General features: G+C 66.0%; 18 protein-coding genes and 1 pseudogene. 9 read left to right on the top strand and 10 right to left on the bottom strand.

The features are described 5' to 3' along the window. The first annotated feature begins 5 nt into the window (after positions 1-5). The 4 genes from C41B8_RS11340 to C41B8_RS11325 all read left to right on the top strand — a co-directional run bounded on the left by C41B8_RS11340 (position 6) and on the right by C41B8_RS11325 (position 3274). Positions 6-374: a GntR family transcriptional regulator gene (locus C41B8_RS11340; protein WP_037338057.1), complete on the top strand. Its 369-nt coding sequence runs from the start codon at positions 6-8 to the stop codon at positions 372-374. Further along, the gene (locus tag C41B8_RS11335; protein ID WP_037338055.1) at positions 371-1252 is read left to right on the top strand and encodes an ABC transporter ATP-binding protein; all 882 of its coding nucleotides are present in this window, start codon (positions 371-373) and stop codon (positions 1250-1252) included. The genes C41B8_RS11340 and C41B8_RS11335 overlap by 4 nt, the downstream gene beginning before the upstream one ends. Beyond that, positions 1249-2184, top strand: coding sequence for a hypothetical protein (locus C41B8_RS11330; RefSeq protein ID WP_037338052.1), 936 nt, complete (start codon positions 1249-1251; stop codon positions 2182-2184). The genes C41B8_RS11335 and C41B8_RS11330 overlap by 4 nt, the downstream gene beginning before the upstream one ends. 373 nt (positions 2185-2557) lie before the next feature. Continuing rightward, a complete protein-coding gene (locus C41B8_RS11325; RefSeq protein WP_037338045.1) occupies positions 2558-3274 on the top strand; it encodes a lipid-binding SYLF domain-containing protein in 717 nt (238 codons plus the stop codon). 53 nt (positions 3275-3327) lie between these two features. Here C41B8_RS11325 and nadA read toward each other — a convergent pair whose 3' ends face one another. The 3 genes from nadA to nadB all read right to left on the bottom strand — a co-directional run bounded on the left by nadA (position 3328) and on the right by nadB (position 6768). Continuing rightward, positions 3328-4275: a quinolinate synthase NadA gene (gene nadA / locus C41B8_RS11320; protein WP_037338043.1), complete on the bottom strand. Its 948-nt coding sequence runs from the start codon at positions 4273-4275 to the stop codon at positions 3328-3330. Between the two features lie 67 nt (positions 4276-4342). Next, on the bottom strand, positions 4343-5209 hold the full coding sequence (nadC, locus tag C41B8_RS11315; RefSeq protein ID WP_037338041.1) for a carboxylating nicotinate-nucleotide diphosphorylase: 867 nt from the start codon (positions 5207-5209) through the stop codon (positions 4343-4345). Then, the gene (gene nadB / locus C41B8_RS11310) at positions 5206-6768 is read right to left on the bottom strand and encodes an L-aspartate oxidase (protein WP_198025162.1); all 1563 of its coding nucleotides are present in this window, start codon (positions 6766-6768) and stop codon (positions 5206-5208) included. Before nadB ends, nadC begins: the two co-directional genes overlap by 4 nt. Before the next feature lie 397 nt (positions 6769-7165). On the opposite strand from nadB, the gene C41B8_RS11300 reads away from it, so the two are divergent. The 3 genes from C41B8_RS11300 (at position 7166) to C41B8_RS11290 (ending at position 12978) form a co-directional block, all read left to right on the top strand. Then, positions 7166-8596, top strand: a complete 1431-nt coding sequence (locus C41B8_RS11300; RefSeq protein ID WP_037338038.1) for an MATE family efflux transporter — start codon at positions 7166-7168, stop codon at positions 8594-8596. Between the two features lie 64 nt (positions 8597-8660). Next, positions 8661-9446 (top strand): hypothetical protein, encoded by a 786-nt coding sequence (locus tag C41B8_RS11295; protein WP_037338036.1) that lies wholly within the window; start codon positions 8661-8663, stop codon positions 9444-9446. A gap of 190 nt (positions 9447-9636) precedes the next feature. Then, a complete protein-coding gene (locus tag C41B8_RS11290; protein WP_084188867.1) occupies positions 9637-12978 on the top strand; it encodes a S41 family peptidase in 3342 nt (1113 codons plus the stop codon). Between the two features lie 173 nt (positions 12979-13151). Here C41B8_RS11290 and sthA read toward each other — a convergent pair. Continuing rightward, positions 13152-14540 (bottom strand): annotated as a pseudogene (sthA, locus tag C41B8_RS11285) (Si-specific NAD(P)(+) transhydrogenase); the annotation flags it as partial. Between the two features lie 132 nt (positions 14541-14672). Between sthA and C41B8_RS11280 the strand changes: the two are divergent. Further along, positions 14673-15248: a DUF2452 domain-containing protein gene (locus C41B8_RS11280; RefSeq protein ID WP_037338034.1), complete on the top strand. Its 576-nt coding sequence runs from the start codon at positions 14673-14675 to the stop codon at positions 15246-15248. 115 nt (positions 15249-15363) lie between these two features. Here the strand turns inward: C41B8_RS11280 and C41B8_RS11275 are convergent, their stop codons facing one another. The 3 genes from C41B8_RS11275 to C41B8_RS11265 all read right to left on the bottom strand — a co-directional run bounded on the left by C41B8_RS11275 (position 15364) and on the right by C41B8_RS11265 (position 20098). Continuing rightward, on the bottom strand, positions 15364-16419 hold the full coding sequence (locus C41B8_RS11275) for a 3-deoxy-7-phosphoheptulonate synthase (RefSeq protein ID WP_037338032.1): 1056 nt from the start codon (positions 16417-16419) through the stop codon (positions 15364-15366). A gap of 406 nt (positions 16420-16825) precedes the next feature. Further along, entirely contained in the window at positions 16826-18811 is a 1986-nt protein-coding gene (gene mnmC, locus C41B8_RS11270) for a bifunctional tRNA (5-methylaminomethyl-2-thiouridine)(34)-methyltransferase MnmC2/FAD-dependent 5-carboxymethylaminomethyl-2-thiouridine(34) oxidoreductase MnmC1 (protein ID WP_051883425.1), read from the bottom strand. A gap of 135 nt (positions 18812-18946) precedes the next feature. Continuing rightward, positions 18947-20098: a hypothetical protein gene (locus tag C41B8_RS11265; RefSeq protein ID WP_037338030.1), complete on the bottom strand. Its 1152-nt coding sequence runs from the start codon at positions 20096-20098 to the stop codon at positions 18947-18949. 210 nt (positions 20099-20308) lie between these two features. On the opposite strand from C41B8_RS11265, the gene C41B8_RS11260 reads away from it, so the two are divergent. Then, positions 20309-20722, top strand: a complete 414-nt coding sequence (locus tag C41B8_RS11260; protein ID WP_051883424.1) for a YbaN family protein — start codon at positions 20309-20311, stop codon at positions 20720-20722. Here C41B8_RS11260 and C41B8_RS11255 read toward each other — a convergent pair. The 3 genes from C41B8_RS11255 to C41B8_RS11245 form a co-directional block, all read right to left on the bottom strand. Continuing rightward, positions 20719-21153 carry a BLUF domain-containing protein gene (locus C41B8_RS11255; RefSeq protein WP_037338027.1) on the bottom strand — a complete coding sequence of 145 codons (435 nt, stop codon included), beginning with the start codon at positions 21151-21153 and terminating at the stop codon, positions 20719-20721. The two genes, C41B8_RS11260 and C41B8_RS11255, sit on opposite strands and share 4 nt — an antisense overlap. Continuing rightward, positions 21150-22790, bottom strand: coding sequence for a sensor domain-containing protein (locus C41B8_RS11250; RefSeq protein ID WP_051883423.1), 1641 nt, complete (start codon positions 22788-22790; stop codon positions 21150-21152). The genes C41B8_RS11255 and C41B8_RS11250 overlap by 4 nt, the downstream gene beginning before the upstream one ends. A gap of 1032 nt (positions 22791-23822) precedes the next feature. Then, complete coding sequence (locus C41B8_RS11245; RefSeq protein WP_037338024.1) at positions 23823-26270, bottom strand: membrane-bound PQQ-dependent dehydrogenase, glucose/quinate/shikimate family; 2448 nt, start codon at positions 26268-26270, stop codon at positions 23823-23825. Positions 26271-26350 lie beyond the last annotated feature (80 nt).

The following is a 26350-nucleotide window of genomic DNA, read 5'->3' as shown; positions in this document are numbered from 1 at the left end:
TGTTCATGCCCGAACGCTGGAACGACAACGAGCCGATCTATCGTCAGCTGCGCGCCCGCGTGGTCGCGATGATTCTCGACGGGCGGCTGGCCGAAACCGATGCACTGCCATCGGTGCGCCAGGTCGCGGCCGACTATCAGATCAACCCGCTGACCGTATCCAAGGCCTATCAATCGCTGGTCGAAGACAATCTGGTGGAAAAACGCCGGGGGTTGGGGATGTTCGTACGCGAAGGCGCCCGCGAGCACCTGCTGGCCTCCGAGCGCGACCGGTTCGTCAACGAGGAATGGCCGGCGATCCGTGCTCGTATCGATCGGCTCGGCCTGGACCCGGCGATGCTTCTCGCCACGCCTACCCAGGATAGTTCGTCATGAGCGATACCCCGGTCATCGAGGCGCGCGGCGTCGGGAAGCGCTTTCAGCGCAAGGTCGCCCTCGCCGATATCGATCTGAAGATCATCAGTGGACGCATCGTCGGACTGATCGGCCCCAACGGGGCGGGCAAAACGACCCTTCTCAACCGGTTGCTCGGCTTGTCCGGCGGCGACGGCACGCTGCGTGTGCTGGGCCACGACCCGATCCGCGAGCGTGACGCGCTCATGCGCGATGTCTGTTTCATTTCCGATGTCGCCACCCTGCCCCGCTGGTTGCGCGTACGCGAGGCCGTATCGCTGGTCGGCGGTCTGCACCCCCGGTTCTCCGCCGAGCGCTGCGCGCGTTTTCTCGCCCGCTCGTCACTGGATCCGAACACCCGCGTAAGCCAGCTTTCCAAGGGCATGACGGTACAGCTGCATCTTGCACTGATCATGGCGATCGATGCGCGCCTGCTCGTGCTCGACGAGCCGACCCTCGGGCTCGATCTGCTGTTCCGGCGGGCGTTCTACGACAACCTGCTCGGCGACTACTTCGACGAGAACCGCACCATTCTGGTCACCACGCATCAGGTCGAGGAGATCGAGAACATCCTCACCGACGTCATCTTCCTGCGCGACGGCCGCAAGATTCTGGACGCCTCGATGGACGAACTGGCCGAGCGCTTCGTCGAGACCCATGTCGCGCCGGGCGAACTCGACGCGGCGCGGGCACTAGGGCCAATCGGCGAACGCCGCCTGCTCGGCGCCCATGCCCTGATCTTCGATCGCGAGGCGGCGGCCGATACCGACGCCCTTGCGACACTCGACGACAATCCGCGAACCCCGGCCCTGGCCGATCTGTTCACCGCCTGCATGAACAACCACGAGGCCCGCGCATGAACTCCGCCTGGCACAACATCGCGTGGCTGTTGCGACGCGAGACCATGGAGCATCGCCGGCTACTCTATGCGCCGGCGATACTCGGCGGGGTCGTGATCGGGCTGAATCTGATCATGCTGGCCATCGGCCTGATCAACCACACACATACGAGCATCCGGATCCAGTTCGAGAGCGGCAGCGTGCTCAATGCGCTCGCTCTCAACCTCAACACGCTCGACCCGGGCGAGATGGCGGACCTCGGGCAGGCAATCGCGCTACTGCTGCTCGCCGTACTGCTGCTGTTCCTGCTCGCCTTCGGAGCGGCAACCCTGAATTACGCGCTGGGCTGTCTGTTCGAGGAGCGTCGCGATCGCAGCATCCTGTTCTGGAAATCGCTGCCGACCACCGACGGCCAGAGCGTCGCGGCCAAGGCTCTGATCGCCATGCTCGCCCTGCCGGTGCTCTACACCGTGGCCGCACTCATCACCGGTTGGGTGACGATCGGCACGTATCTCCTGTTGTTGCTTGGCTCGGGCGCTAGCGCCGCCCAGCTGCTTGCCGAAACCCATCTCGGCGCAACCACCGCGCTCACCCTGGCCGCGCTGCCGATCTACATCCTCACCATCGCCCCGGTCACCGGTTGGATGATGCTGTGCTCGGCCGTCTCACGACGTCATCCAATGCTGATGGCGATCCTGGTGCCCGCCCTGTTCGCCGTGCTCGGGGCGCTCGGCCTGCCGAACCCGGTCTGGCATCTACTCGTGGGCCAGATTCTGCCGACCGGCTATACCGCCGCGCTGTCTTCGCTCGGCCATGCTGGCGGATTCCAGCACGCGCTCGCGCTCCTGTATCGCCCGCTGGCCACGCTCGATCTCTGGCTCGGCCTGGTCTTCGCCGTCGCCTGCCTCGTCGGGGCGACCGTGTATCGCCACCGGTGCACGACGCTCGTCTGACCGCCGCGGTCTGCCGGGCGAGTAGTCAAGCCTCGCGCGACCCCCCTAGGGCCTGTTGCCGTTTCGTGCGGGCCCGCGTTGGCGTCCGCAAATCGTGTCCGGCAAGGCGCGAGTCTGGGTCGTGGCGTGCCACGACCCAGACTCGCAACGCCGCCGGGCGGCCCTGGTTAATTTTTCATGGGCGGCCCAACCCTTCGGGACAAGTGCTGTTTTGCGGCAATACAGCGTTGTCGCTCTCTCGCGTAGGCCCACTACGCCGCGTTCGCTACGCCTCGTCTTGCCGCAAAACAGCGCTTGGCGCGGACTCGCACGAAACGGCAACAGGCCCTAAGGTAGGGCACACGCCGTTGACGGCATTTTAGGGAGAATCGCAATGCAGGGTTTTTTACGCATGACGGCCGCGGCAGCGGCCGTGGCGCTTGTCGCTGGCTGTGCCACCACCAGCCAGAAAGACAACTACACCGAGAAGCTGCAGAAGCAGGCCACCCTGGCCGGGCGGGCCGCGACCGTGCTGCAACAACAGATGCTGCAGCCCAGCCAGCGTCGTATCCCCAAGGATCTGGTCGACAAGGCACGCTGTATCGCGGTGTTCCCCAAAGTCACCCAGGCTGGATTCATCGTCGGCGGCCAGCGCGGCCGCGGGCTGATCAGCTGCCGCCAGCGCTCGGGCAATTTCACCAACGCGCCGCCAGCGGTCTATACCTTGTCCGCCGCCAGCATCGGCCTACAGGCCGGCGCAGCGCAGCGCGCGGTGGTGCTGTTGTTTACCACGCAGCAAAGCGTGCGCGCGGTGCTGGATTCGCTGGTCAAGCTGGGCTCGCAGGTCAGCGTGTCGGCCGGGCCGACCGGATATGACCGGAGTGTGGATACCGCGGCCCCGATCGTCGCCTATGGCATTGCCAAGAAAGGCTTGTATGCCGGCCTGAACCTGGGCGGCGGCAAGGTCGCCTTCGATACCGAGGCCAACACCGCCATCTACGGCCCGAATCCGGATCCGCGCAAGGTCCTGCTACAGACCGACCGCGTGCCGCAGTCGATGCAGACTTATGTGAACGCGCTGGAATCGTTCACCCGCCACGACGGCAGCTGAGGCCGCTTCGATAACGCCCGGGCGCCGAACGGCGCCCGGATGTCGATCCGCGATCAGCCGATCGCCAGCATGCGATCGATCGGCCGGCGGGCCGCATCGGCTAGTGCGGCATCCACCTTCACTTCATAACGATCGTAGGCCAGCGCATCGCGCAGCTTCGCCAGCGTGGTCAACTTCATGTATTCGCAGACCGAATGCTCGCTCGCCGGGTGAAAGGTCTTGCCCGGGTTTTCTTTTTTCATCCGATGCAGAATGCCGGTCTCGGTGGCGACCACGAACTCCTTGGCTTCGGACTCGTGGGCGTGCGTGAGCATGCCGCTGGTCGAATGGATGTGGGCGTCCTTGCAGTCGAAGCTCATCGCCGAATTCATCATGCAGGCGGTCGAACAGCCGCATTCCGGGTGGATGAGGATCTCGGCGTTCGGGTACTCGCGCTGCTTGGCGGCCAGGTTCATGTCGCCGATCTTTTCGTGCACGTGGCAGGAGCCCGGCCAGATATGCAGCTTGCGTCCAGTCATCATCTCGACGTAGGTGCCGAGGAAGCGGTCCGGCAGGAACAGGATCTCTTCGTCTTCCGGGATCGCCTCGATCACCTGCACGGCGTTGGATGACGTCACGCAGTAGTCGCATTCGGCCTTGATCGCTGCGGACGTGTTCACGTAAGCCACGACGGTCGCGCCCGGATGCTCAGCCTTCCAGGTCTGAAGCTGTTCCAGCGTGATGCTCTCGGCCAGCGAACAGCCGGCATTGAGATCGGGAATGAGCACGGTCTTGTCCGGCGAGATGATGGACGCCGTCTCGGCCATGAAATGCACGCCGCAGAAGACGATCACATCGGCATCGGTGGCCGCGGCCTGACGCGACAGGCCGAGTGAATCGCCAAGATAGTCGCAGATGTCCTGGATCTCGGGTCGCTCGTAGTTATGCGCCAGAATAACGGCGTTCTTCGCGGCCTTGAGCCGCTGGATGTCAGCAACGAGTTGTTCGTGTTCGGTCGTCATGATGATGAATGCCCTCGCGGCTCGCAGCACGCCAATCGCATCAGGCGATCGACATCAATACGAGCGATTAAATGCGATCGATGCGCTGGCTGATGTCGAATGCGATCACCGAATGGGTGAGCGCGCCGATCGAGATGAAGTCCACGCCCGTGGCGGCGATGGTGACGATGTTGTCGCGTCCGACGTTGCCGGAGGCCTCGAGCCTGGCGCGGCCGGCCGTGCGTTCGACTGCCAAGACCATGGTCTCGGGCGCCATGTTGTCGAGCATGATCATCTCGACGCCGGCGGCCAACGCCTCGTCGAGCTCGTCGAGCGTCGTGGTTTCGACCTCGATGCCGATGTCCGGCGCATGAGCCCGCACGGCGGCGACCGCTGCCGTAATACCGCCGGCGGCGACGATATGGTTGTCCTTGATCATGGCCAGATCGTAGAGCCCGGCGCGATGATTCACGCCGCCGCCGATGGCCACGGCTTTCTTGTCCAGATCGCGCAGGCCGGGAACCGTCTTGCGGGTATCCAGAATCCGGGCCGGATGCTCAGCGATCAGCTCGACATAGCCACGCGTGGCGGTCGCGATGCCGGACATGCGCTGGGCGATGTTCAGGGCCGTGCGCTCGCCGGTGAGCACGGCCCGCCCGGCGCCCTCGAACGTCACCAGCTCGGTGCCGGCGACCACGGCCTCGCCCTCGGCCACGGCCGCGCGCCAGTCCAGCGCCGGGTCGAGCCGCCGGAACACGGCCTCGGCCTCGGCCAGCCCCGCCACTACACCCTCGGCCTTGGCGACCCAGCGCGCCGCGACCGGCGCGCTGGCGTCCAGCACAGCGTCGGTGGTGACGTCGCCGGTACGCACGTCCTCGGCCAGCCAACGATCGATGCGGTCGAGATCGATCGCCGTTTCAATGGCAGATTCGATGGAATTCGATGCCTGGCTCATGAAGTCACCGATGCAAAAGCGGCCCGACCACGCGCGGCGGCGCCGGCCCGCGTATCGCGCCGCCGATGGACGCCGACGCTGACGTTACGTGCCAGGGCCGCGCGCGCGATAGCCCCGGCCAGGCCGTGGATATGACGATCGAGCGAGGAAAAATATTCCGGCACGCCCGCGATCGGCGACGACTCGGCACGCGCGGCCTCGATCGCGGTCAACGCGGCTTCCAGCCCGGCTCGCTCGCGTTCGAGTCCGACGTGGCGCATCATCAGCGCCGCCAGCTCGCGGCGTCGCCTCATGAAACGATCGCGGCGCGCCGGATCGACCACGAGCGCATGGCCGGGCTCGACCGCGACCCGGCGGGGCCTGTCGCGTTCGGCCGCATGCGCCACCGCGCGATGTCCGAACACCAGACATTCCAGCAACGAATTGCTGGCCAGACGATTCGCGCCGTGCACGCCGGTCACCGCGACCTCGCCGGCGGCATACAGCCCCGGCACGTCGGTCGCGCCGTGACGATCGGTGGCCACGCCGCCGATGCAATAGTGGGCTGCCGGCGCGACCGGAACCGGCTCGCGTCGCGCGTCGATGCCGCGTTCGGCGATCGCGGCCATGATGAAGCCGAAGGACTGTTCCAGCATCGCCGGATCGAGATGGCGCAGATCCAGCCCGACATACGGCTGGTGCTGACGCCCGATCTCGGCCGTAATAGCCGCGGCGACGGCATCACGCGGGGCCAGTTCGGCACCGGGCGCATCCGCCAGGAACCGTTCGCCGGCCTCGTTGACCAGCGTCGCACCGGCCCCGCGCAGCGCTTCGCTGATGAGAAACGTCCGCCCCTCGCGCTCGTAGAAGGCGGTCGGGTGAAACTGAACGAATTCCAGATCGATGCAACGCGCGCCGGCGTCGTAGGCCAGACCCAATCCGACCCCGAGAGCACCGGGCGGGTTGGTCGTGCGCTCGAACAACGCCGAATAACCGCCGGTGGCCAGAATCGTCGCGGGCGACCGCACGATCAGTGAGCCGCCCGTATCGCGGCGATGAATCCGAGCGCCCGCGCAATCGCCTGCCGCATCACGCAACAGCCGATGCGCAAACCCGTGCTCGACCACAGTGACCGTGGCGCAATCGCGAATCCGTTCGATCAGGAAGTCGACCAGCGCTTTGCCGGTCTGAACACCCAAGGCGTGCAGGATACGGTGATGAGAATGGCCGCCTTCCAGACCCCGCCGCAGGCGGCCGTCGGCTTGGCGGTCGAACGGCATGCCGGCGGCGATCAACGCGCGCACAGCGGCCGCGCCCTCGGCGACCAGCAATTCCACCGCCGCGCGATCGCATAGCCCGCGGCCGGCGGCGAGCGTATCGGCGACATGCGCTTCCAGCGTGTCGTCGTCGGTCGTGACCGCGGCGATGCCGCCCTGGGCCCAATAGCTGCTGCCGGAGGCCAGCGCGCCGTCGGTGACCAGAATCACACGACCGAGCGCGGCCGCCTGCCAAGCCGCATAAAGGCCGGCCGCGCCGCTGCCCAGCACCAGGAAATCACAATCCAGGGTGTCCACTGTCACGCTCGCTCTTAAAAGGGCGTCCCAACCCGGTTCAATCGATAAAGACGATCGTCTTGTTGCACTGCGGCCTTGTGGCCACGCGGTGCATATCTGGACCCGCGACCGGCCCGCAATGGCACCGGCCATGACGGGGCGATCGTCGTGGCCCTCCATGTCGCACGCGCCAACCACGCGGCGCGATGCCGGCGTCCGGCGCGTCGATCAACCGACGGCAGGCCGTCGGCACGAGACGCTTGGCGCGACGTCAGCCCCACAACATACCCGATTCCGCGCCCGATGTTCAGTCATGCCGACCGCGACGATCGAATCGCGTGCAATTTATCGACGAACGCCGGGCGATCGCGCAAGATGGCGGCCCTGCGGTAGCCGGCGATGCCGGCGGTTCGTTGTTCCTGCCATGTCTATGTCCCGTCGCGCGCGATTGTCCCGTATCGAGGCCGGCCGTCTGGCCCGGCTCGCCCTGCCTATCCTCGGTGCGCAGCTGGCCCAGATCGGCATGGGCACGGTGGACGTGGCCATGGCTGGGCATGTCGATGCGACGACGCTGGCCGCCGTTTCGGTGGGTTCGAGCGTCTGGATCCCGCTGGTGGTGTTCATGGTCGGCACGCTCATGGGCCTGACGCCGATCGTGGCCCAGCATGCCGGCGCCCGCCGGCCCGAGCTCATTCGCCCGGCCGTACACCAGGCGCTGTGGGTGGCGTTGGTGCTGGGTATGGCGAGCGCGCTGGCGATCGTCTACGCCGGCCCGCCGATCTTCGCGCTCATGGACGTGCCGGCCGCGGTCGCCGCGCCGGCCACCATCTATCTGGATGCGGTCGCGTTCGGCCTGCCGGCGATCGCGATCTACGAGACGCTGCGTTTCTTCTCCGACGGCATCGGCCATACCCGCGCCTCGCTCATCTTCGCCGTGTTCGGGCTGGCGGTGAATATCGTCGCCGACGGCGTGCTCATATTCGGCGGCCCCGGGCTCACGAGTCTGTTCGGCCCGGGCCTGCCGGCCTGGCTGGCGAACCTGCCGGCACTCGGGGCGCTGGGCTGCGGCATCGCCACCGCGATATCCATGGCGCTGATGGCGCTGGCCTTGTTCGTGTATACCCGGCGCGCCGCGGTGTATGCGCCGTCGCGCACGGGCCCGGCCTGGTCCGCGCCGGCGCCGGCGCTGATCGCCGAGCAGCTGCGTATCGGCTTTCCGGTGGGGGTGTCGATTTTCGCCGAGGTGTCGTTGTTCACCGCGATTGCATTGTTCCTGGCCGGTTACGGCGAGGTGGTGATCTCGGCGCACACGGTGGCGCTCAACTTCAGTTCGGTGTTGTTCATGCTGCCCTTGTCGCTCGGGATGGCGCTGACCGTGCGCATCGGTCAGGCGCGCGGCCGCGGCAAGTATCGGCATGCCCGGTTCGTGGCCTGGAACGGGGTCGCTTGCGCCCTGGGCGTCGCCGTGCTGATCGATGCCATCCTGATCTTTGGCGGGCCTTATGCGGTGGCCCTGTATACCGACGAGCCGGCGGTGCAGGCGCTGGCCATCAACCTGTTGCTGGTGGCCGCGCTCTACCAATTCTCGGATGCCGCCCAGGCCGCCATCGCCGGGGCCCTGCGCGGGTACAAGGACACACGCATCATCATGGCGGTGACGCTATTCGCCTACTGGGTCGTGGGCCTCGGCACCGGCTACGGGCTCGGCGAAGGTTGGCCCGGTGTGTTCCCTGGGCTGGGTGTCTACGGCTACTGGATCGGCCTGATCGCCGGGCTGAGCGTGGCCGCGATTTTGCTGGGCTGGCGTCTACGGCATACCGCCGACGTGACGCGTCCGCCCGAGATCGGTCGGTGAGCCGGCCCCACGCAAGCCCCGGTCGCTGATAGATTAGGCGCACTCTGGCCCGCTGTTCTGTTTCATGCGCATTCTGTCGTCATTGTTTTCGCTCGCCATTGCACGGACTCTCGCAAGTCTGGGGGTCGCACTGACCGCCGGGCTGCTGGTAACCGGCTGTGCCACCCCGCCTGCTGCTCGAACCACCACCCCGACCCCAACGAAATCGGCAACGGCGCCCGCCGACCCCGGAGAATGGGTCGGGCGCTGGCACGGGCCCGGCGCCAGGGCGCTGACCATCATGCCGCGGGCGGACGACCATTTCATGATCGAGCGGCGCAACGCCCAGGGCGTGAGCACGCATTATCTGGCGACCGCCACCGGCGGACGGCTGTATTTTCAGCGGCTCGGCAAAACCCTGGCGATTCGGCCGGGCCGCGGCAGCGAAACCGGCGACCCGGCGCTGGCCGGCCTCAGCGACTGTCTTCTGGTCGTACCCGACGGTGGCGGGTATTGCCGCCGCGCCGACTCGGCCGATGCCCTGCCGCTGGACCGTGGCGCCTACGTGGCCGTGAAAACACCGTGTCACGCCGCCCAGCGCACCGATACGCTGTTCTTTACCGGCAAGGCGCTGGCGCGGCCAGGCCAGAACGCCTGTCAGGCCCGGCTGGTCGGCCAGCAGGGCATGATTTTTCATCTCGACGATCGCTGTGCCGGCATCAACGCCGGCGGCGGCGCCAACGAGACCATCTCGGTGCCGGATGCCCACCATATGGCGGTCGCCGCCAACGGACAGTCCGCGACCCTGTATCGATACTGCGCCACCGGCTTGCTACCACCGGTACTGCAGGCAGCGCGGCCGCAGCCGTAGCGCTCGTCGGGGTTGCCGTGCCCCGGGGAGCAAGACGGCCACGGCAACGCCCACACAGCGCCGGACTATAATCAAGCCCCGATGCGCACGTTTCTTGCTTGGGCCGCGAACGTGCCTTACGGGGGAACTGATCATTATTTACTCACATCTCCAACGCCGCGCCGTCGTCTTCGCGGCCATTGCCGGCACTATGGTCGGTTGGACCGCCCTGGCCGGCTCGGCCGCTGCCGCGAGCAATGTCGGCTATTACCGCGACCCGAGCCTGTCCGGCCAGCAGCTGGCCTTCGTCGCCGAAGGCGATATCTGGCTGGCCACGCTCGAGGGCGGCGCCGCGCGCCGGCTGACCAGCACGCCCGGCGCCGAGACCAGCCCCTTCATCTCGCCCGACGGCAAACGGGTGGCCTTCGTCTCCGATCGCGATGGCCCGCCCGAGGTCTACGTGATGCCCACGGCCGGCGGCCTGCCGAAGCGCGTGACCTTTGAACAAGCGACGGTGCGGCTGCGCGGCTGGCTGCCCGACGGCCGGCTGCTGTATGCCACGGACGGCGGCGTGGGGCCGACGAGCCAGTGGCGGCTCAAGATCGTGAATCCGGACACTGGCAAGACGCAGCCGGTGCCGCTGCAGGATGCGATCGACGGCCATTTCGCCGGCAACGGCCGGACGCTGTTCTTCACCCGTTTCGGCCTGGCCCTGACCGGCGACAATGCCCGCGTGTATCGCGGCGGTGCCATGGGCCAGCTCTGGCGCTATGCCATGAACGGCCGCGGCGAGGCACAGCGCCTGCCCACCAAAGGCTCGGTCAGCGCGCCCATGGTGTGGCACCACCGGTTGTACTTCATCTCGGATGCCGATGGCCATCCGAATATCTGGTCGACCCGGTTCGACGGCAAGGATCGGCGCCAGATCACGCATTACACCGGGTTCACGCCGCGCTCGCCGATGCTGAACGACGGCCATATCGTCTATCAGCTCGGCGCCGATATCGATTGTCTGAATCTCGCCGACGGCAAGACGCGAACCGTGCCGCTCACCCTGGCCTCGGATTTCCGGCACCGCCAGCCGCGCTGGATCGACGATCCGATGCAGGATCTGGAGCACGTCAGCCTGTCCGGTGACGGCCGTCGTGCCGTGCTCACCGCCCGCGGCCATGTGGCGACCATCGGCACCAACGCCGCGCGCATCATCCCCATCAGCCCCGAGAATGCACCGCGCCTGCGCGCCGCGGTGACCGGGCCGAAAGGCCGCTGGGTCTATGCCATCAGCGATGCCACCGGAGTGCAAGAAATCTGGCGTTTTGCCGCCGACGGCAGCGGGCATGGCAAGGCGCTCACCCACAACGGTGTCGGTATGCGCTGGAGCCTGCATCCCTCGCCCGACGGAGGCTTCATCGCCCACGACGACAATCGCGGCAATATCTGGCTGCTGAACCTGGATTCCGGCGCCGATCGAAAGATTCTGACCGGCGGCATGGGCGGCACGGCCGCTGATGCCATCCGCTGGTCGCCGAACAGCCAGTATCTGGCCGTTGCCTGGCAGAAGCGCGGCGACGAACGCGAACGCATCTCGTTATACGGCGTACGCGAACACCGGAGCGCTGTCGTCACCGACGATCGCTACAAGAGTTTCGCCCCGGCCTTCGGCGCCGGCGGGCGATGGCTGTATTTCCTGTCCGATCGACGGTTCGTACCGACACCCGCCTCGCCCTGGGGCGATCGTAATCTCGGCCCGGCGTTTACCGACCGCACCCAGATTTTCGCCCTGGCCCTGACTCCGAAAGCGGCCTTCGGCTTCGCCCCGCCGACCGAGCTGAACCCGCTGGAGCCCGATGAAAAACAGGGCAAGCCCAGCGGCGACTCCGCCGACGCCCGGAATGCCGCGAGCGGAAAAGACAACAAGACCGACGCCGCACCGCGCGTGGCCTGGTCGGGCCTGAGTGGCCGCCTATGGCAAGTGCCGGTCGATGCCGGCAACTATCACGACCTGGGCGTGACCAAGAAGCGTCTGTACGTGCTGGCCGACAATCCATCGGTGTCCGAGCAGGATCACGACGGCAAGGCCGCCACGCGGTTGCTGTCGATCGAGATCAAGCGCGTCGACGTCAAGGCCAAGACGTATAGTGACAACATCGCCGGCTTCGATCTCACCGCCGACGGCAAGCGCCTGCTGCTGGCGCGCGGCAAAGACGGCCACAAGCTGCTGATCGTCGATGCTTCGGCCAAGCTCCCGCAGGATCTGTCGAGCGCGCATGTCCGCACCGGCGACTGGCGTTTCGAGATCGACCCGGTCGCCGAATGGCACGAGATGTTCGACGACGCCTGGCGCATGCATCGCAGCGCCTTCTTCGACCCGAACATGCGCGGCGCCGACTGGAATGCCGTGAAGAAACGCTACGGTGCGCTGGTCGATCGCGTGGCCGACCGGCGCGATCTGTCCGACGTGCTGGCGCAGATGAAGACCCAGCTCTCGGCCATGCACTCGCAGGTCTACGGTGGCGATGTCGACAAGCCCACGCACCCAGTCAAGGGCGCATCGCTCGGCGCCCATCTGGTCCAGGCCACACATGGCGTGCGCATCGCGCATATCTATCGCACCGACCCCGACCTGCCGGAGGCCGCCGGCCCGCTCGCCCGGCCCGGCGTGGATGCCCGCAACGGCGACGTCATCGTGGCCGTCAACGGCCAGCCGGTGACCCGGCTCGGCGGCCTCTACGATGCCCTGCGCAACGAGGTCGGCCATCAGGTGCTGCTGACGATCAAGCGCGACGGCAAGACCCACAAGACCGTGGTCGAGCCCGTCGATCTCAAGCAGGACGCCCATCTGCGCTATCGCGATTGGGCCATCGGCAATCGCGAGAAAGTCGCCCGGGCCAGCCACGGCCGTATCGGCTATCTGCATCTGTATGCCATGGTCGCCGACGACGCGGCCCAGTTCGTGCGCGATTTCAAGGCGCAGTACCGCAAACAGGGGCTGATCATCGACGTCCGGCGCAACCGCGGCGGCGATATCGACAGCTGGGTGCTGGACCAGCTCATGCGCCGGCCGTGGATGTTCTGGAAGTCGCGCGGCGCCGACCCACAGGTCAACATGCAACAGGCCACGCGGGCCCATATCGTGGTGCTGACCGATGCGCTCACGTATTCCGACGGCGAGACCTTCGCCGCCGGCATCAAGGCGTTGGGCATCGCGCCCCTCATCGGCCAGCGCACGGCCGGCGCCGGCGTGTGGCTATCCGACAGCCATACGCTGGAAGACGGCGGTCATGCCCGGATCGCCGAATTCCCGCAGTTCGAGATCGGCGGCCGCTGGCTGGTCGAGGGCCGCGGCATCAGTCCGGATATCGCCGTGGTGAACGCGCCACATGCCAGCTATGAAGGTCACGACGCGCAGTTGACGCGCGCGATCCGCTATCTCGAACACCAGCTCCAGCAGTCACCGATCAAACCGCTCAAGGCACAGAAGATTCCGTCACTGCAGGGCGACCACCCGATGGCTCATCCGGTGAAACCGCTGACGCATCCGGCACGCGACTAACGAGCACGTTGCCACCCGGCCAGGGATGTTCCCTGCCGGGCGGATCGTCGCGGTATTCAGTCGTCGTTGCCGGCGCTCTCTTCGGCTTCGGCCGGCTCATCCACAACTGACGCCACGGCGTCGGCCGGGGTCGGGTCGGCCAGCTGCTCGGCCGGCTCCGTGAATACGCCGTCGATACGATTCAATCCGTCCAAAGCGGCCGTGCGATAGGCCTCGGCCATGGTCGGATAGTTGAAGGTGGTGTTCACGAAATAATCGATCGTGTTGCCGGCCCCGTCCTGACTCATGATGGCCTGGCCGATATGCACGATTTCGGAGGCCTGGTCGCCGAAGCAGTGAATGCCGAGGATTTGATGCGTCACCGGATCGAACAACAGCTTGAGCATGCCGACCGTATCGCCGGTGATCTGGGCTCTTGCGGTTTCCTGGAACAACGCCTGGCCGACTTCGTATGGGGTGCACGATTCGGTCAGTTCGCGCTCGGTCGGGCCGAGCGAGCTGATTTCGGGGATCGTATAGATGCCGGTCGGCACATCGTCGACGTAGCGAAAGCCCGGCACGCCGATGGCGTCCGCGCTGGCCGCCCGCCCCTGACCGTAGCCGGCGCTGGCCAGACTGGGGATGCCAATCACGTCGCCGACGGCATGGATATGGCGCACCCGGGTGCGATAGCGATCGTCGACGGCAATCTGGCCACGCTGGTTCGGCTCGATGCCGAGCTGATCCAGGCCCATGTCGTCGGTATTGCCGGTCCGGCCGTTGGCCCAGAGCAGCGCATCCGCTCGGACCTTCTTGCCGGATTTGAGGTGTAGCGTCACGCCGTCGTCGTCGGCCGCGATGCGGTCGTATTCTTCGTTGTGACGAATCAGCACGCCGTGGGTCAGGCGCAGGTGGTAGGACAGCGCATCGCTGATCTCGTCGTCGAGGAACTCCAGCAGCCGCTCGCGACTGTTGATGAGCTGCACCTTGACGCCGATCCCGGAAAAGATCGAGGCATACTCACTGCCGATCACACCGGCGCCGTAGATGATCATCGACCGGGGCGTGAAACCCGGGTCCAGGATCGTATCCGAGTTGAAAATCCGCGGATGCGAAAAATCGACGTCCGGTGGCTCGTACGGCCGCGAGCCCGTGGCAATAATCGCCTGATCGAAGGCGATCAGCTCCTCCCGGCCGTTGCCGTGGGTCACCGATATATGGTGTTCGTCGGTGAAGCGCGCATGGCCGCCGATGACATCAACGCCATTACGGCCATAGAAACTCGAACGCATCTTGACCTGCTGATCGACGACGCGATGCCAGCGTTCGAGCAACCAGGACAACGGCGCCTCCGGCGTGCGCAGATCGTAGAGCATTTGCGAGGACTGCACGGCGAGCAGCTGCTTGACCGCCTGACGTAATGCCTTGGACGGGATCGTGCCCCGATGCGTGCAGTTGCCACCGACATCCGCGACCCGTTCGATCACCGCCACCGAACGCCCGTGCTTGGCCGCATTCAGCGCCGCACTCTCGCCCGACGGGCCGGTACCGATGACCACGACTTCGTAACGCTTTTCCGCCATGAACCGCTCGCTCGAACCTGTATAAAGCAGGAATTGTCGCACGTTGCGTGCCGAGTCGCCGCCCATGCCGCCTCGCACGAACCGCCCGCGGGCGCTTAGACTGACGTTCGATCATTCGCTCTTGGAGTGCGTATGAACAACCCCAATCCCGATGGCAAGGGCGTGTCGTCGGTTCTGGCCACGCTGGACGAAGCCCGTGGCGGGCTGACGGTGGCCGCGCCCAAGCAGATCGATCAGGTCACCACCGAGCTGTTCACCTCGTTATTCGTGCTCGAATCGGAATTCCGCTTCAAGCCGGTGGTGGGCAAGACCTATTACCTCTATCGCCAGCCCGAGCGGTTCTGGCTCGGCCTCACCCCGCCCGACATGCTCGGCGAGGCGGTGGCCGGGCGCTTCATCGGCCACTGCGTGCTGCAGACCGACATGACCTGGACGCTCGAACTCGCCGAGGCGGTCGCCGCCGACGATGAATTCATGGCCTGGCTTGCGGCCAAGCGGGCCGCCTTCGAACGCCGGCTCGGTGACGCCGAAAAAGTGGACGACATCCTGCCGGTCTATGAATCGCGATTGTCGTTCTATCGCCGCGCCTCGGCCTTCGGCGTCGCCCATTCGCTGTCGCGTTCGATGAGCGCGTCCGGTATCAGCGGCTTGTCCTACGACGAAGCCCGCGGCTTGTTGACCGACGCCGCGGCCCGCGACGACGACTGACCGCCTCGGCACCGGACCGGCGTCTGCCGGTCACATACCTCTGGCGACATGGGCGACACAGCCACTCGCCCCGGCCCGACAACGGCCGGTCGTCGACCGGCCGTTGTCCAGCGATTTAGCGCCGACAGGCCGCGCGGATCGCTTCGGCAGTCGCATCCCAGCCCAGGCATTCGTCGGTCACCGACACGCCATAAGCCAACTCGCCGCCCAGCGATTGCTTGCCGTGCGCGATATGGCTTTCCAGCATCAGCCCGGCAATCGCGGTTTCGCCGGCCCGCCGACGCGCGCCCAGCTCGGTCATGACCTCGGCCTGACGCGCCGCGACCTTGCCGCTGTTGGCATGGCTGCAATCGACGATCAGCCGCTCCGGGCAGCCGACCGCGGCCAGCGCCTGGCTGGCGCGCGCGACGCTTTCGACATCGTGATTAGCGCCGCTGCGCCCGCCGCGCAGGATCAGATGGGCATCCGGGTTGCCGGGTGTCGCGATCGCCGCCGGCCGGCCGTGGCGATCGGTGCCGAGATAATGCTGCGGATGAGAGGCCGCCGAAATGGCGTCGATCGCGGTGCCGATCGAGCCGTCCGTACCATTCTTGAAGCCGACCGGCAGATCCAGCGCGCTGGCACGCTCGCGATGCGTCTGCGACTCGGTGGTGCGCGCCCCGATCGCGGCCCAGGACAACACGTCCGACAGATAATCCGCCGCGAGCGGCGTGAGCAGTTCGGTCGCGATCGGCAGGCCCAGCTCGGCCAGCTCGATCAACAGACCACGGGCGGTCGCCAGACCGGCGCCGATGTCGTTGCGGCCGTCGAGATGCGGATCGTGCAGCAGGCCTTTCCAGCCGACCGTGGTCCGCGGCTTTTCGACGTAGGCGCGCATGACCAACACGGCATCGTCGGCGCATTCTTCGGCCAGTTCGGCCAGCCGGGCACCGTAGTCGAGCGCCGAGGCGCGGTCGTGCAGCGAGCACGGCCCGGCCACAATCAAAAGACGATCGTCGCGACCGGCGAGAATCTCGCGGATCAGTTCGCGTTGATGCGCGATGCGCGCCGCGAGCATCGGCTCTACCGGCAGTTGCTCGGCGAGCTCGGCCGGAGTGGCCACAAGCGTGGGCGTCGCCGCGGGGGCGGATTCGAGGTCGAGGTTACGAACCGTGGCGTTTTGCCGGGACATGGTCGGCTCCCTGATCGCATGACGCACATAGGGCGCCGTTAGGTTGTGTGGTGGCATGTTGAGCGGTCGCAAAACGGCCGTAGGCCGCATCCCGGTAAAACTCGTAGGGGCTGAACATCGTCTTTCGATCCTCGCGTTGCATCGATGCCGTCTTCACGGCAAGAAAAAAACCCCCGGCCGGGAGATCCGACCGAGGGTTTTGGCAAACGCGTGGTCAGGCTCCCGAGTCCGGGCGCCTGTCCGTATTGGTTCAGGCGCCTGTGCGGCTAAACCAATACCCGTAAAACTTGTGCGATTGTGATTCCGCGCACGAACACGCCGTCGCCGCGGCGACAGACATCGGTCGTGTATTGAGAACGGGTTCACGCATAACGGGACCGAGATTAGGCCAGGTCGGGCCCGGAAATCAACCGCCGCGAATCAGTTCACGCACGAACCAGCGGCCGGGATGCAACGCATCCACTTCGCCGGCCGCCCGCGGCACCGGCTCGTCGCACAGTCGCGAGGCCAGAATCTCGGCGCTCAGCGGCGCGCTGACCAGCCCGTGCGCGCCATGGGCCAGACTGGTCCACAGGCCACGGCGATGCCTGCCCGGCACATCGGGGATACGCTGCGCATCGAGCGCCAGCGCGGCATAATCGCGGCGCCAGGCGGCGGTATCCGGCACCGGCCCAACACAGGGCATGCGATCGTGCCCGGTACAACGAAACGCCACGCGTGCCGCCACCGGCGGGCCCAGACGGGTAGCCAGCGCCGGGGCGATCTCGGCCAGCATGGCGCGGTTCGCGTCGTCGTCGGCGCTGCGCGCGGCCGCGTCCGCCCGGTCGCGCTGGAAACTCGCGCCCGCATACAGCCGATCTTCCAGCGCCGGCAGCGCGTAGCCCCGCCCACAGATCACGCAATCCGGCGCAAACGCAGGATCGGTCGACGCGAACGCGCTGACCTGTCCCCGCACCGTCGTCAGCGGCGGCAGATCAACACACAGCGCCGGCGCCGCACCCGCGCATGCCAACACCACGTGCTCGTAATCGGCCCGGCCGCCGTCGGCATTGGCCAGCCGCCAACCCGAGTCGATCGACTCGAGCGCGGTGACCGCGCGGCGATACAACGTCGCGCCACTGCGTTCGAACAACAATCGACACAGGCGATCCGGGCGCACCCAGCCGGCCGACGAGTAGTACAGCCCGCCGCGGACGTCGCCGGACAGCGGCGTACCCGCGAGGCGGGCCGCCGTTGCCGCATCCACCCCGCGCATGAGGGTCGGCGGCACGGCCAGCCGGTCGAGGCATTTGCGCTGACGGGCGGCCTCCGCCTCATCGCGCGCCAGCTGCAGCAGGCCACAGTCGGACCAGAGCGTGCGTGTACTATCGAGATCGGCCAGCCAGCGCCGGACATAATCCAGCGCGGCCAGCTGGAAGCGCGTCCGCGCGTCGCCGTTGGCCGCCGGGCGGACGTGCAACGCCGCCTGAGCGTTGCCCGAGGCGGCACCGGCCACGCCGAGCGGATCGTAGAGATCGCAACGCTGACCGCGCCGGGCCAGCGCTTCGGCCACCGATGTGCCCGCAATACCGGCGCCGATCACGGCGATACGCCCCACCGGGCCCGCCCGCGGTGGCTCGAACCAGGGCCGCCGTCGACGCGCCGCGGCGATCGCCGGCGCGCTCGTCGTGCTCGCCAGCCTGCCCTGCAGCATCTCGCGCTTGCGGCCGGCACCGGGACGTTTTTCGCATTCGAAGCCGACCGCGGCAGCGTGCTCGCGCACGGCTCGAGCACAGCTGTAAGTGGCGAAGGTTGCGCCGGGCCGGCTGGCCGCGGCCAATCCGGCAAACACGCGCGCGCTCCACATCGCCGGATTGCGCGCGGGCGCAAAACCATCCAGAAACCAGGCATCGACACGACCGTCGAACCCATTCAGCGCCGTGTCGACGTCATCGAAGATCAGGTCGAGCGTGACGCGATCATCCAGCCGCAGGCGATGCGTGCCGCGCAGCAACGCCGGCCAGCCATTCGCCAGCCGGCAAGCGTTGCCGTGCAGTTCCGGATCATCGGCCCACAACGCGCGCAGATCGTCCGCACCGAGCGGATGGCGTTCGATCGACACCAGATGCAGCCGCGCCGCTGCAGGCGCCACCTCGCGGAACAAACGCCAGGCCAGCAACATATTGCGCCCGGTACCGAAGCCGGTCTCGCCGATCACGAACGCCCGCGATGCCGACCAGCGGGCCCAACGAGTGGCCAGATCGTTGCCGTCGAGAAACACGTGCCGCGATTCGGCGAGGCCGTCATCCGCCGAGAAATACACGTCGTCATAGGCCGGCGCACGCGGCGTGCGCCCGGCGATATCGATCGTGGCCGGTTCGATACCGAGCGTACGCCCGTCGTCCTGGCTCATATCGGGGCCCGCCGTGGCTTGATCAATTTATGACCAATACGCCCCGAGCGCCCGCCGCGCCGACAATCGAGACGGTTCCACCCATGTCGCGCACAGGGTTGTCCACAGCGACTGTGTGTAACGTCGCGCATCCCACTACGGCCTCAGCATCTGAAACGCATGTTCGATGCCGAACGGCACGAAGGGCAAGCCGACCAGACCCAGCATCAGCAGCCGCACGAGCGGCCGATCGAGCATGCCATCCGCCAGCCGCCGATCACTGGCGGCAAACGCGATGGCCACAATAAGCAGCGCGAAGCCGAGCTTGCACCAGCGCGCATAGTCGGTGCCCAGCGCATACATCGGCAGCACGGCCAACGGCGTCAGCAGAATCAGCGCCGAGGCACGCCGCGCGCGATAAAGCACCGCGATCAGCGCGACCAGCAGCAGCCAGACGATCGCCCCGCAGACGACGTCGAACCCGGTATAGACGCCGTGGCGCCAGTACTGGTCCACCAGCACGACATTACCCTCGAGCGGGCGTGTCCAGACCTTGACCGCTGCTGGAAAGACGAACCGCCCGAGGCGATCCGCCAGCGCCTGATAGCCCGGTTCGTAACGCCCCCAGAGCAGCAGCGCGATGCCGACGGCCAGCACCACCGCCAGCAGCGGCCACAGATGGCGCCACACCGTACGCCGGTCGAGCCGAGCCGCGTCGTGCAGCCGATCCAGCGTATAGGCGATCAGCATCGGCACGCCGATGAAAAAATAAATCTCGTGCGTCAGCAGCGCCGCGGCCGTCACCAGCGCCGGCCCAAGCACCGCGCCCTGCCGGATCCAGGCCAACGAGCCGACGAGCATGACCAGCAGCACGAAATCAAAGCGCCCGATATCGGAACCGAGATTGATCAGGCCGAAGGAACCGAACAACGTCGCGGCCGTGAACACGGCCGCCGTCGGCCAACGTGTCTCGCGCCAGAGCCGGGTGAGAAAAACAGCCGCGAGTGCCGCCAGCGTCGCGTCCACGACCAGGTTGAATAACAGCGTGGCGTCCACCCAGCGTTGGCCGTGAAACGGCGCGAACAGGTTGGACAACAAGGCCCGTTTGACGAAGCCGTACTGGAAGTAATTGATTTCGTAGTGGGCCAGCGTGTAGTGATACAGCCAGACGATCTTGTCCGGCTGCATCAGCGAGTCGACGAGGCGCGGCGAGAACTGATGCACCTCGAGCAGGCCGAAGGCCGCGCAGGCCAGCCCGGCCCCGAAAAGCGCCGTCGTTACCCCCAGCCATCGGGCCGTATTGGTCATTGTCACCGCAATTGATGCCCCCAACGGGTTCGCATCATAGACGAGCCGGGCCGCGCGGGCCTTCACATTGGTCAAATTCTGATCAGAGCTTGCCGGAAACACCACTCAGCAACGATTCGACGACGCTCGCCATCGGTTTCGAACAGGGTTGTCCACAGCGACTGTGCAAAACCGGTCGCCCGTCAACCAGCGATCTGCAATCATGCCGGCATGGACGAACAAAGCGTTGTCAATTCGCGGGTGCTGCGCTGGCTACTGCGGGCGCTTGCGGGGTTGTGCATCGGCCTCGGCGCAATCGGCATCGTATTACCCGGGCTGCCGACCACGCCGTTTCTGCTGGTCGCGGCGTGGGCCGCGGGCAAATCGTCGCCCGCGCTGCGCCGCCGATTGCGTGCGCACCCGCACTTCGGCCCGGCCCTGGTGGCTTGGCAGGACCACGGCGCGATCCCGCGGCGCGCAAAATGGCTGGCCGTTACTCTGATGGCCGCCAGCTGGATCCTGCTGTGGTTCAGCATCGAACATCGCGGTGTCATCGGGCTGGTGGGCGCTATGCTCGCGGCGATGGCCGTGTTTCTTTTCACCCGCCCCGAGCCGGCACCGCCGGAGTCCGAAAGCCGAAACTAAGCCAGCGCGCTGTCTGCCAGGTTGGCCTTGAGCGTGTCGTAGATGGCCTCGCCGTCCAACGCCGACGGATCGAACGCGGAGGTCTTCGCGATGTGGGCGAACCGGTCGACGTTCGCTGCGGCGCCGACATAGGCCATCGACCAGTGTGCGAAACCGCGCGCGCTGCGGCGATCGAACGCCAGTACTTTCAACCCTGAATGCCGGGCGTCGCATTGAATACGTTCGAGGGTAACCTGGATCGCCCCATACGGGCCTTCCAGAACCTGCGCGAAGCAGCCGCCATTGAACATCAAAGCGCCGGTGACATTCGCGGCCGCGTTGTTACGCCGCGAGCATTCGAGAATGCTCTCAATCTCAGCGCGAACCGCCTCGGCATCGCCTGCTAGGGCGTTGCGGCTGAAATACACCAGCCGATACAACGATTCGGTCATGCGATTTGTTCCTGCTCGGCATGCCGCAGAAAGGGTTCCGGATCGAAGCGGCTTATATAGTCCGCCACGTCTTCGGCCGGCATCGGCCGCGAGATGTAGTAGCCCTGGACGCTGTGGCAGCCGATCGCCCGGATCGCGGCGAATTGATCCGGCGTTTCCACGCCTTCGGCGATGGTCGTAACACCGAGGCTCGTTCCGATCGCCAGAATCGCCGAAATGAGCGCCTGCGATCGCGACGAATGCTCGCTCTGCACGAACGATTTGTCGATCTTGATCTTGGAAAACGGAAAACTATTGAGATAGCTCAGCGAGGCATAGCCCGTGCCGAAATCGTCCATGGCGATCGACACGCCCATGCGATTCAGCGACCAGAGCCGCTCCAGCACCTCGGGCGATTCCGTCAGCAACACGCCTTCGGTCACCTCGATTTCGAGCCGCGAGGCCGCCAGGCCGCTGTCCTTAAGCGCGGCGGAGACGATTTGGATGATATTGTCATTTTCGAACTGGACCGGCGACACATTGACCGCCACGGTAAGGGTCGGGTCCGCCCAGCCCGCCGCTTCGAAACAGGCACTGCGAATCACCCAGGCGCCGATGGCATGGATCTCGCCGATCTCTTCGGCCAGAGGGATGAACTCGGCCGGGGAAATCGGCCCGCGCACCGGTTGCATCCATCGCAGCAGCGCCTCGAAGCCCGAAATCCGCCCATCCCGGGTCGAATTCTGGGGCTGATAGACAAGCACGAATTCGCGTAGGCCGAGCGCGCGCCGCAGATCGAATTCGATCTGGTGACGCGCCAGCGCACGGGCTTCCAAATCCGGGTCGAACACACAGTACCGCGCCCGCCCCAACCCCTTGGCCTGGTACAACGCCAAGGCGGCATGCTTGAGCAGATCGTCGAGTGCAGCCGTGCCATGACCGAGCATCGCGACGCCGACACTGGCGCTGATCTCCACCGAATTACCCTCGATCAGAAACAGCCGACTCATGACCTCGGTGAGACGCTGGGCCAGCCCGTGGGCCGCGTCCGGTTGACGTGCATCGGTTTGCAGCACGAGAAATTCGTCGCCGCCAAGCCGGATCAGCACGTCGTCCTCGCGGGTGAGTTTGCGTAGCCGATCGGCCGTGAGACGTAACAGCTCGTCACCGGCGGCGTGGCCGAGTGTATCGTTGACCTGCTTGAAACGATCGAGATCGATCATCAGCGCAGCCACCGCCGGGCGAACGGCATGCTCGCACAGCGTGGCGAGATGACGTTCATACATCAGACGATTGCCGATTCCGGTCAGGGGATCCAGCTGGGCCGCCAGCCCACAGTCGTCGGCCACCGGCCAGCCGCGAGCGCCCACCACCAATCGCTGACCGTCCCGGCTTGCGCCGATATACAGCGTCACCGGATTCGGCGCTTGCTCATTCAGCGTCACTGCCCCGGCCTCGTTGGAGCACAACCGCCGCTCGAGCGTCTGGCGGGTGTCGGGACCGAGATCGCAAGCCCAGCTCGTGATCGCGGGTCGCCCAGAGACGGTTTCAAGAGCCAGGAGCGTGGCGAACGCCGGATTGGCGTAGACCACGACATTACGCTCATCAAGCAGCGCAAGCCCGGTGTCGAGATTTTCCCAGCGCAGCGTTTTGGTCATCGGTCGCTCCGCCCGTGACACGACGGCGCAGCTGTTTGCATATCAGACCGGGCCTATCGACCGCGACCCGCGAATCTTGAGCGCGCAATCCAATTAAAGCTGAACGGAGCCGCCCTCTCAGCCCCGTTATCTCGTTCGGGCGTCGCTACTTGAAGAAAACGATCCGCAGATGACGCCGATTACACAGATGGCGGTTTGACTTTCGCGATATAGCGGATTCGAGGCGCAAACCGTAGGTGGCGTTGGCCGGCACGCCTAACGCGAAGGCGGTTCGCGAAACGAAGCCGCAAAGACCATTCGCGCCATGATCGAAGCAGCGTCTCCAACGATCAACCGCGATCTGTGTGCATCGGTGCCGATCTGCGGATCACGGCCTTACGGAACGAAGGAAACAATCGTCCGGCGCGCTCCAACCCGCTGACGTCGTAAATCGAGTCCGCCAATCAACGCCAATGACGCTAATGGCGGATCTGCATTCGACGCGGCCGGGGCTGTGCGCCGTTGTGTTTTTGAACTTCGTTCGGCCAAAGAAACTGTCCGCAGATCGACACCGATTCACGCAGATGCGGTTCGGCTTTCGCGGCATAGCCGCTTCGAGGCGCCAAGCGGAGGCGGAGTTCACTGTCACGCCTGACTCGAAGGCGGTGCTCGGGAACAAAGTGGCAAAGACCATTCGCGCCACGATCAAAGCAGGGTCTCCGGCGTCAACCGCGATCTGTGTGCATCGGTGTCGATCTGCGGATCAATGCCTTACGGAACGAAGAGAGCAGTCGTGCGGCGCCTCCAAACCGCGCATGTCGTAAATCGAGCCCGCCAATCAATCTGTGCAATCTGTGAAATCTGCGGATAAACGCCTTAATGAACGAAGCAAAAGGCCACGCGGCACCCCGAAACCGCGGAGGTCGCAAACCTCAGTCCGCCATTTGCATATTTGGCGTTCATTGGCGGACTGAAAACGTCAAACACCAGCGCCAGCCCCTATAACGCCCCAGCCCCCCCCCTCGACTGCTCGTCCACTGCTCTTGGGCCGGCTTAATCGGATTTGCCCGGCAGCTTGTAGGCGATCACGTAATCGCCGAATTTCGTACCGAACGTGCCGTGACCGCCGGCCGTAACGAGTAAATACTGCTGACCGTCGGCCTCGTAAGTCATCGGCGTGGCGTTGCCGCCGGCCGGCAGGCGTGCCTGCCAGAGCTGGCGGCCCGTGGACGCGTTATAAGCGCGCACATAGTAATCCAACGTGCCGGATTCGAACGCGACGCCGCCGGCGGTCGTGATCGGCCCGCCGAGGGCCGGCACACCCACCGGCAACGGCAGGGGCACGATGGGCGTCTCGTCACGCGCGGTGCCGTTGGGATGTCGCCATGCGATCTTGCGTTTCTGCAGATCGATGCCGGCCACGTCGCCCCAGGAGGGCGCCTGGCACGGCAGACCCAGCGGCGACATCAACGGGCCGATCTTCACAGCATACGGCGCGCCGGTATTGGGCTGCAGGCCACCGTTCTCCGACTTGGCTTGTTCCATCCGTTTGGCCTGCTCCTGCGGCACGAGCTGTAGTACGAACGCCAGATACTTGGGCGCGACGAACAGGCTCTGGTCGGCCGGATTGACGGCCACGCCGCCCCAGTTCATCACGCCGACGTTGCCCGGATAGGAAATAGAGCCCTGAAGCGACGGCGGCGTGAACTGGCCGTCATAGCGCAGCGAACGAAACCGGATCCGGCAGGCCAGCTGATCGAACGGCGTAGCGCCCCACATATCCGCCCCGGTCAGCCGCGGCGGCACCAGATTCAACGCGGAATGCGGCTGGGTCGGCGCGGTGTGATCGCCCTTGACCGCGCCCTGCGGCGCGGGGCGCTCGTGGATCGGCACCACCGGTTTACCGGTCACGCGATTGAACACATACAGCTGGCCCTGCTTGGTCGGCTGGATGACGACCGGCTGCATGCCGTCGCGTGTGGTCATATCGGTGAGCACCGGCTGGGCCGGCGGGTCCATGTCCCAGAGATCGTGATGGGTGAGCTGGCGGTGCCAGGCAATCTGCCCGGTCTTGACGTGCAACGCCACCAGCGACGAACTGTATTTCTCGTCTGCCGACGTGCGATTGCCGCCGAACTGGTCCGGCATGGCATTGCCGACCGGGAGGTAAAGCAGACCGTTTTTGTGGTCCACGCTCATCGGCGCCCAGACGTTGGGCGAATTGCGCGTGTAGTGCTGCTTCGGGCCGATCGGCTGGGTCTGATCCGGATTGCCGGCATCCCAGTTCCAAACCAGTTTCCCCGTGGTCGCGTCGTAGGCGCGCACCACGCCCGACGGCTCGTTGGTCGAACTGTTGTCGGTGACATGGCCACCGACGATCACCAGGCCGTCGGCCACCACCGGCGGCGACGTCGAGTAATAACCACCGGGTTTGAATGGGTGCTGGTGTCGGGCCAGATCCACCTGGCCGTCATCGCCGAAGTTCGCACAGCGCTGGCCGGTGTCGGCATTGATCGCGATCAGGCGGGCATCGGCCGTCGGCAGAAAGATCCGGCGCGGGCAACTCGAGGTCGCGGGCGCGTTCTGGGTGTTGTTCTTGTCCTGGATCGCATGCGCCGGTGGAGCCGGCTTGTCGCTGGCGTCGCCGGTCGCCTGATAAGCCATGCCGCGACAGGTCATATGCGCCCAGCCGGAGAAGTTCTTGGCGCCTTCCTGGCTCAGCTGGGTGTTGTAGCGCCACTTCGTTTTGCCGGTGGTCGGGTCGAGTGCCAGCAGCTTGCTGTGCGGCGTGCACACATAGAGCGTGTGATTGACCTTGAGCGGCGTGTTTTCGTCGGTGATTTCGGCCGGATGATGCGGCCCCGGCAGATCGCCGGTCTCGATCTTCCAGGCCACCTTGAGCTGCCCGACGTTATGCGTATTGATCTGCGCCAGCGATGAATAATGCGTCCCGGCATCGGTCCCGCCGTACGACGGCCAGTCCGCGCCGGCGGCATAGGCTGGCTTAACCGGGTGATCGCGATGCGCCGGGATTTGGCCGACGATAGTGGTCGGATCGGGCGTGAACTGGCTGCCGAGCGCCAGACCGAAAGCCCCCAGCACGGCCACGACCAGCGTCGGCGTGGACAAGCCGTTGCCGACGCGCCGCCCGCGTGCGGCCAGCGGGCGGCGCACCCAGGGCAGGAGCAGAACCAACCCAAGCACGGCCCACAGCGCCAGGCGCGGCACCAGCGCCCACCACGAAAAGCCGACTTCATAGACCGACCAGACGATCGACCCCATCAGGATGAGCCCGTACAACCCGAGCGCCGAGGAGCGCGCGGCGATCAGCAGCACCCCGTCGATGGCGAAAGCCACCCCGGCGATCGCGTAGTAACGGGTACCGTCCAACGACAACAACTTGATGCCGCCCGCCAGCATCGCCAGCCCGGCCACGAGCAGGATGATGCCGATGACGATCGGCAGCAGTCGCGATGGCTGTCGTTGAGGCGTGTCGTTCATGCCGGCATGTCCTGGCGCGTGTTGAGGTGTCATCCGAGCCCGCGCCGAGCGCGGCCCGAAAAATGTGTGAGCGGCGGCAA

This window comes from Salinisphaera hydrothermalis C41B8, from assembly GCF_000732535.1.
Taxonomy (GTDB): Bacteria; Pseudomonadota; Gammaproteobacteria; order Nevskiales; family Salinisphaeraceae; genus Salinisphaera; species Salinisphaera hydrothermalis.
This window is presented reverse-complemented; position numbering and strand designations above follow the sequence as displayed.

Excerpts from the sequence above, each read along its gene's own strand:
- C41B8_RS11245 (WP_037338024.1), bottom strand. The coding sequence starts at position 26,270 with ATGAACGACACGCCTCAACGACAGCCATCGCGACTGCTGCCGATCGTC.
- C41B8_RS11290 (WP_084188867.1), top strand. The coding sequence starts at position 9,637 with ATGGTCGGTTGGACCGCCCTGGCCGGCTCGGCCGCTGCCGCGAGCAAT.
- nadA (WP_037338043.1), bottom strand. The coding sequence starts at position 4,275 with ATGACGACCGAACACGAACAACTCGTTGCTGACATCCAGCGGCTCAAG.
- C41B8_RS11255 (WP_037338027.1), bottom strand. The coding sequence starts at position 21,153 with ATGACCGAATCGTTGTATCGGCTGGTGTATTTCAGCCGCAACGCCCTA.
- C41B8_RS11280 (WP_037338034.1), top strand. The coding sequence starts at position 14,673 with ATGAACAACCCCAATCCCGATGGCAAGGGCGTGTCGTCGGTTCTGGCC.
- C41B8_RS11330 (WP_037338052.1), top strand. The coding sequence starts at position 1,249 with ATGAACTCCGCCTGGCACAACATCGCGTGGCTGTTGCGACGCGAGACC.
- mnmC (WP_051883425.1), bottom strand. The coding sequence starts at position 18,811 with ATGAGCCAGGACGACGGGCGTACGCTCGGTATCGAACCGGCCACGATC.
- C41B8_RS11340 (WP_037338057.1), top strand. The coding sequence starts at position 6 with ATGCCCGAACGCTGGAACGACAACGAGCCGATCTATCGTCAGCTGCGC.
- C41B8_RS11335 (WP_037338055.1), top strand. The coding sequence starts at position 371 with ATGAGCGATACCCCGGTCATCGAGGCGCGCGGCGTCGGGAAGCGCTTT.
- C41B8_RS11250 (WP_051883423.1), bottom strand. The coding sequence starts at position 22,790 with ATGACCAAAACGCTGCGCTGGGAAAATCTCGACACCGGGCTTGCGCTG.
- C41B8_RS11325 (WP_037338045.1), top strand. The coding sequence starts at position 2,558 with ATGCAGGGTTTTTTACGCATGACGGCCGCGGCAGCGGCCGTGGCGCTT.
- C41B8_RS11295 (WP_037338036.1), top strand. The coding sequence starts at position 8,661 with ATGCGCATTCTGTCGTCATTGTTTTCGCTCGCCATTGCACGGACTCTC.
- nadC (WP_037338041.1), bottom strand. The coding sequence starts at position 5,209 with ATGAGCCAGGCATCGAATTCCATCGAATCTGCCATTGAAACGGCGATC.
- C41B8_RS11300 (WP_037338038.1), top strand. The coding sequence starts at position 7,166 with ATGTCTATGTCCCGTCGCGCGCGATTGTCCCGTATCGAGGCCGGCCGT.
- C41B8_RS11275 (WP_037338032.1), bottom strand. The coding sequence starts at position 16,419 with ATGTCCCGGCAAAACGCCACGGTTCGTAACCTCGACCTCGAATCCGCC.
- C41B8_RS11260 (WP_051883424.1), top strand. The coding sequence starts at position 20,309 with ATGGACGAACAAAGCGTTGTCAATTCGCGGGTGCTGCGCTGGCTACTG.
- C41B8_RS11265 (WP_037338030.1), bottom strand. The coding sequence starts at position 20,098 with ATGACCAATACGGCCCGATGGCTGGGGGTAACGACGGCGCTTTTCGGG.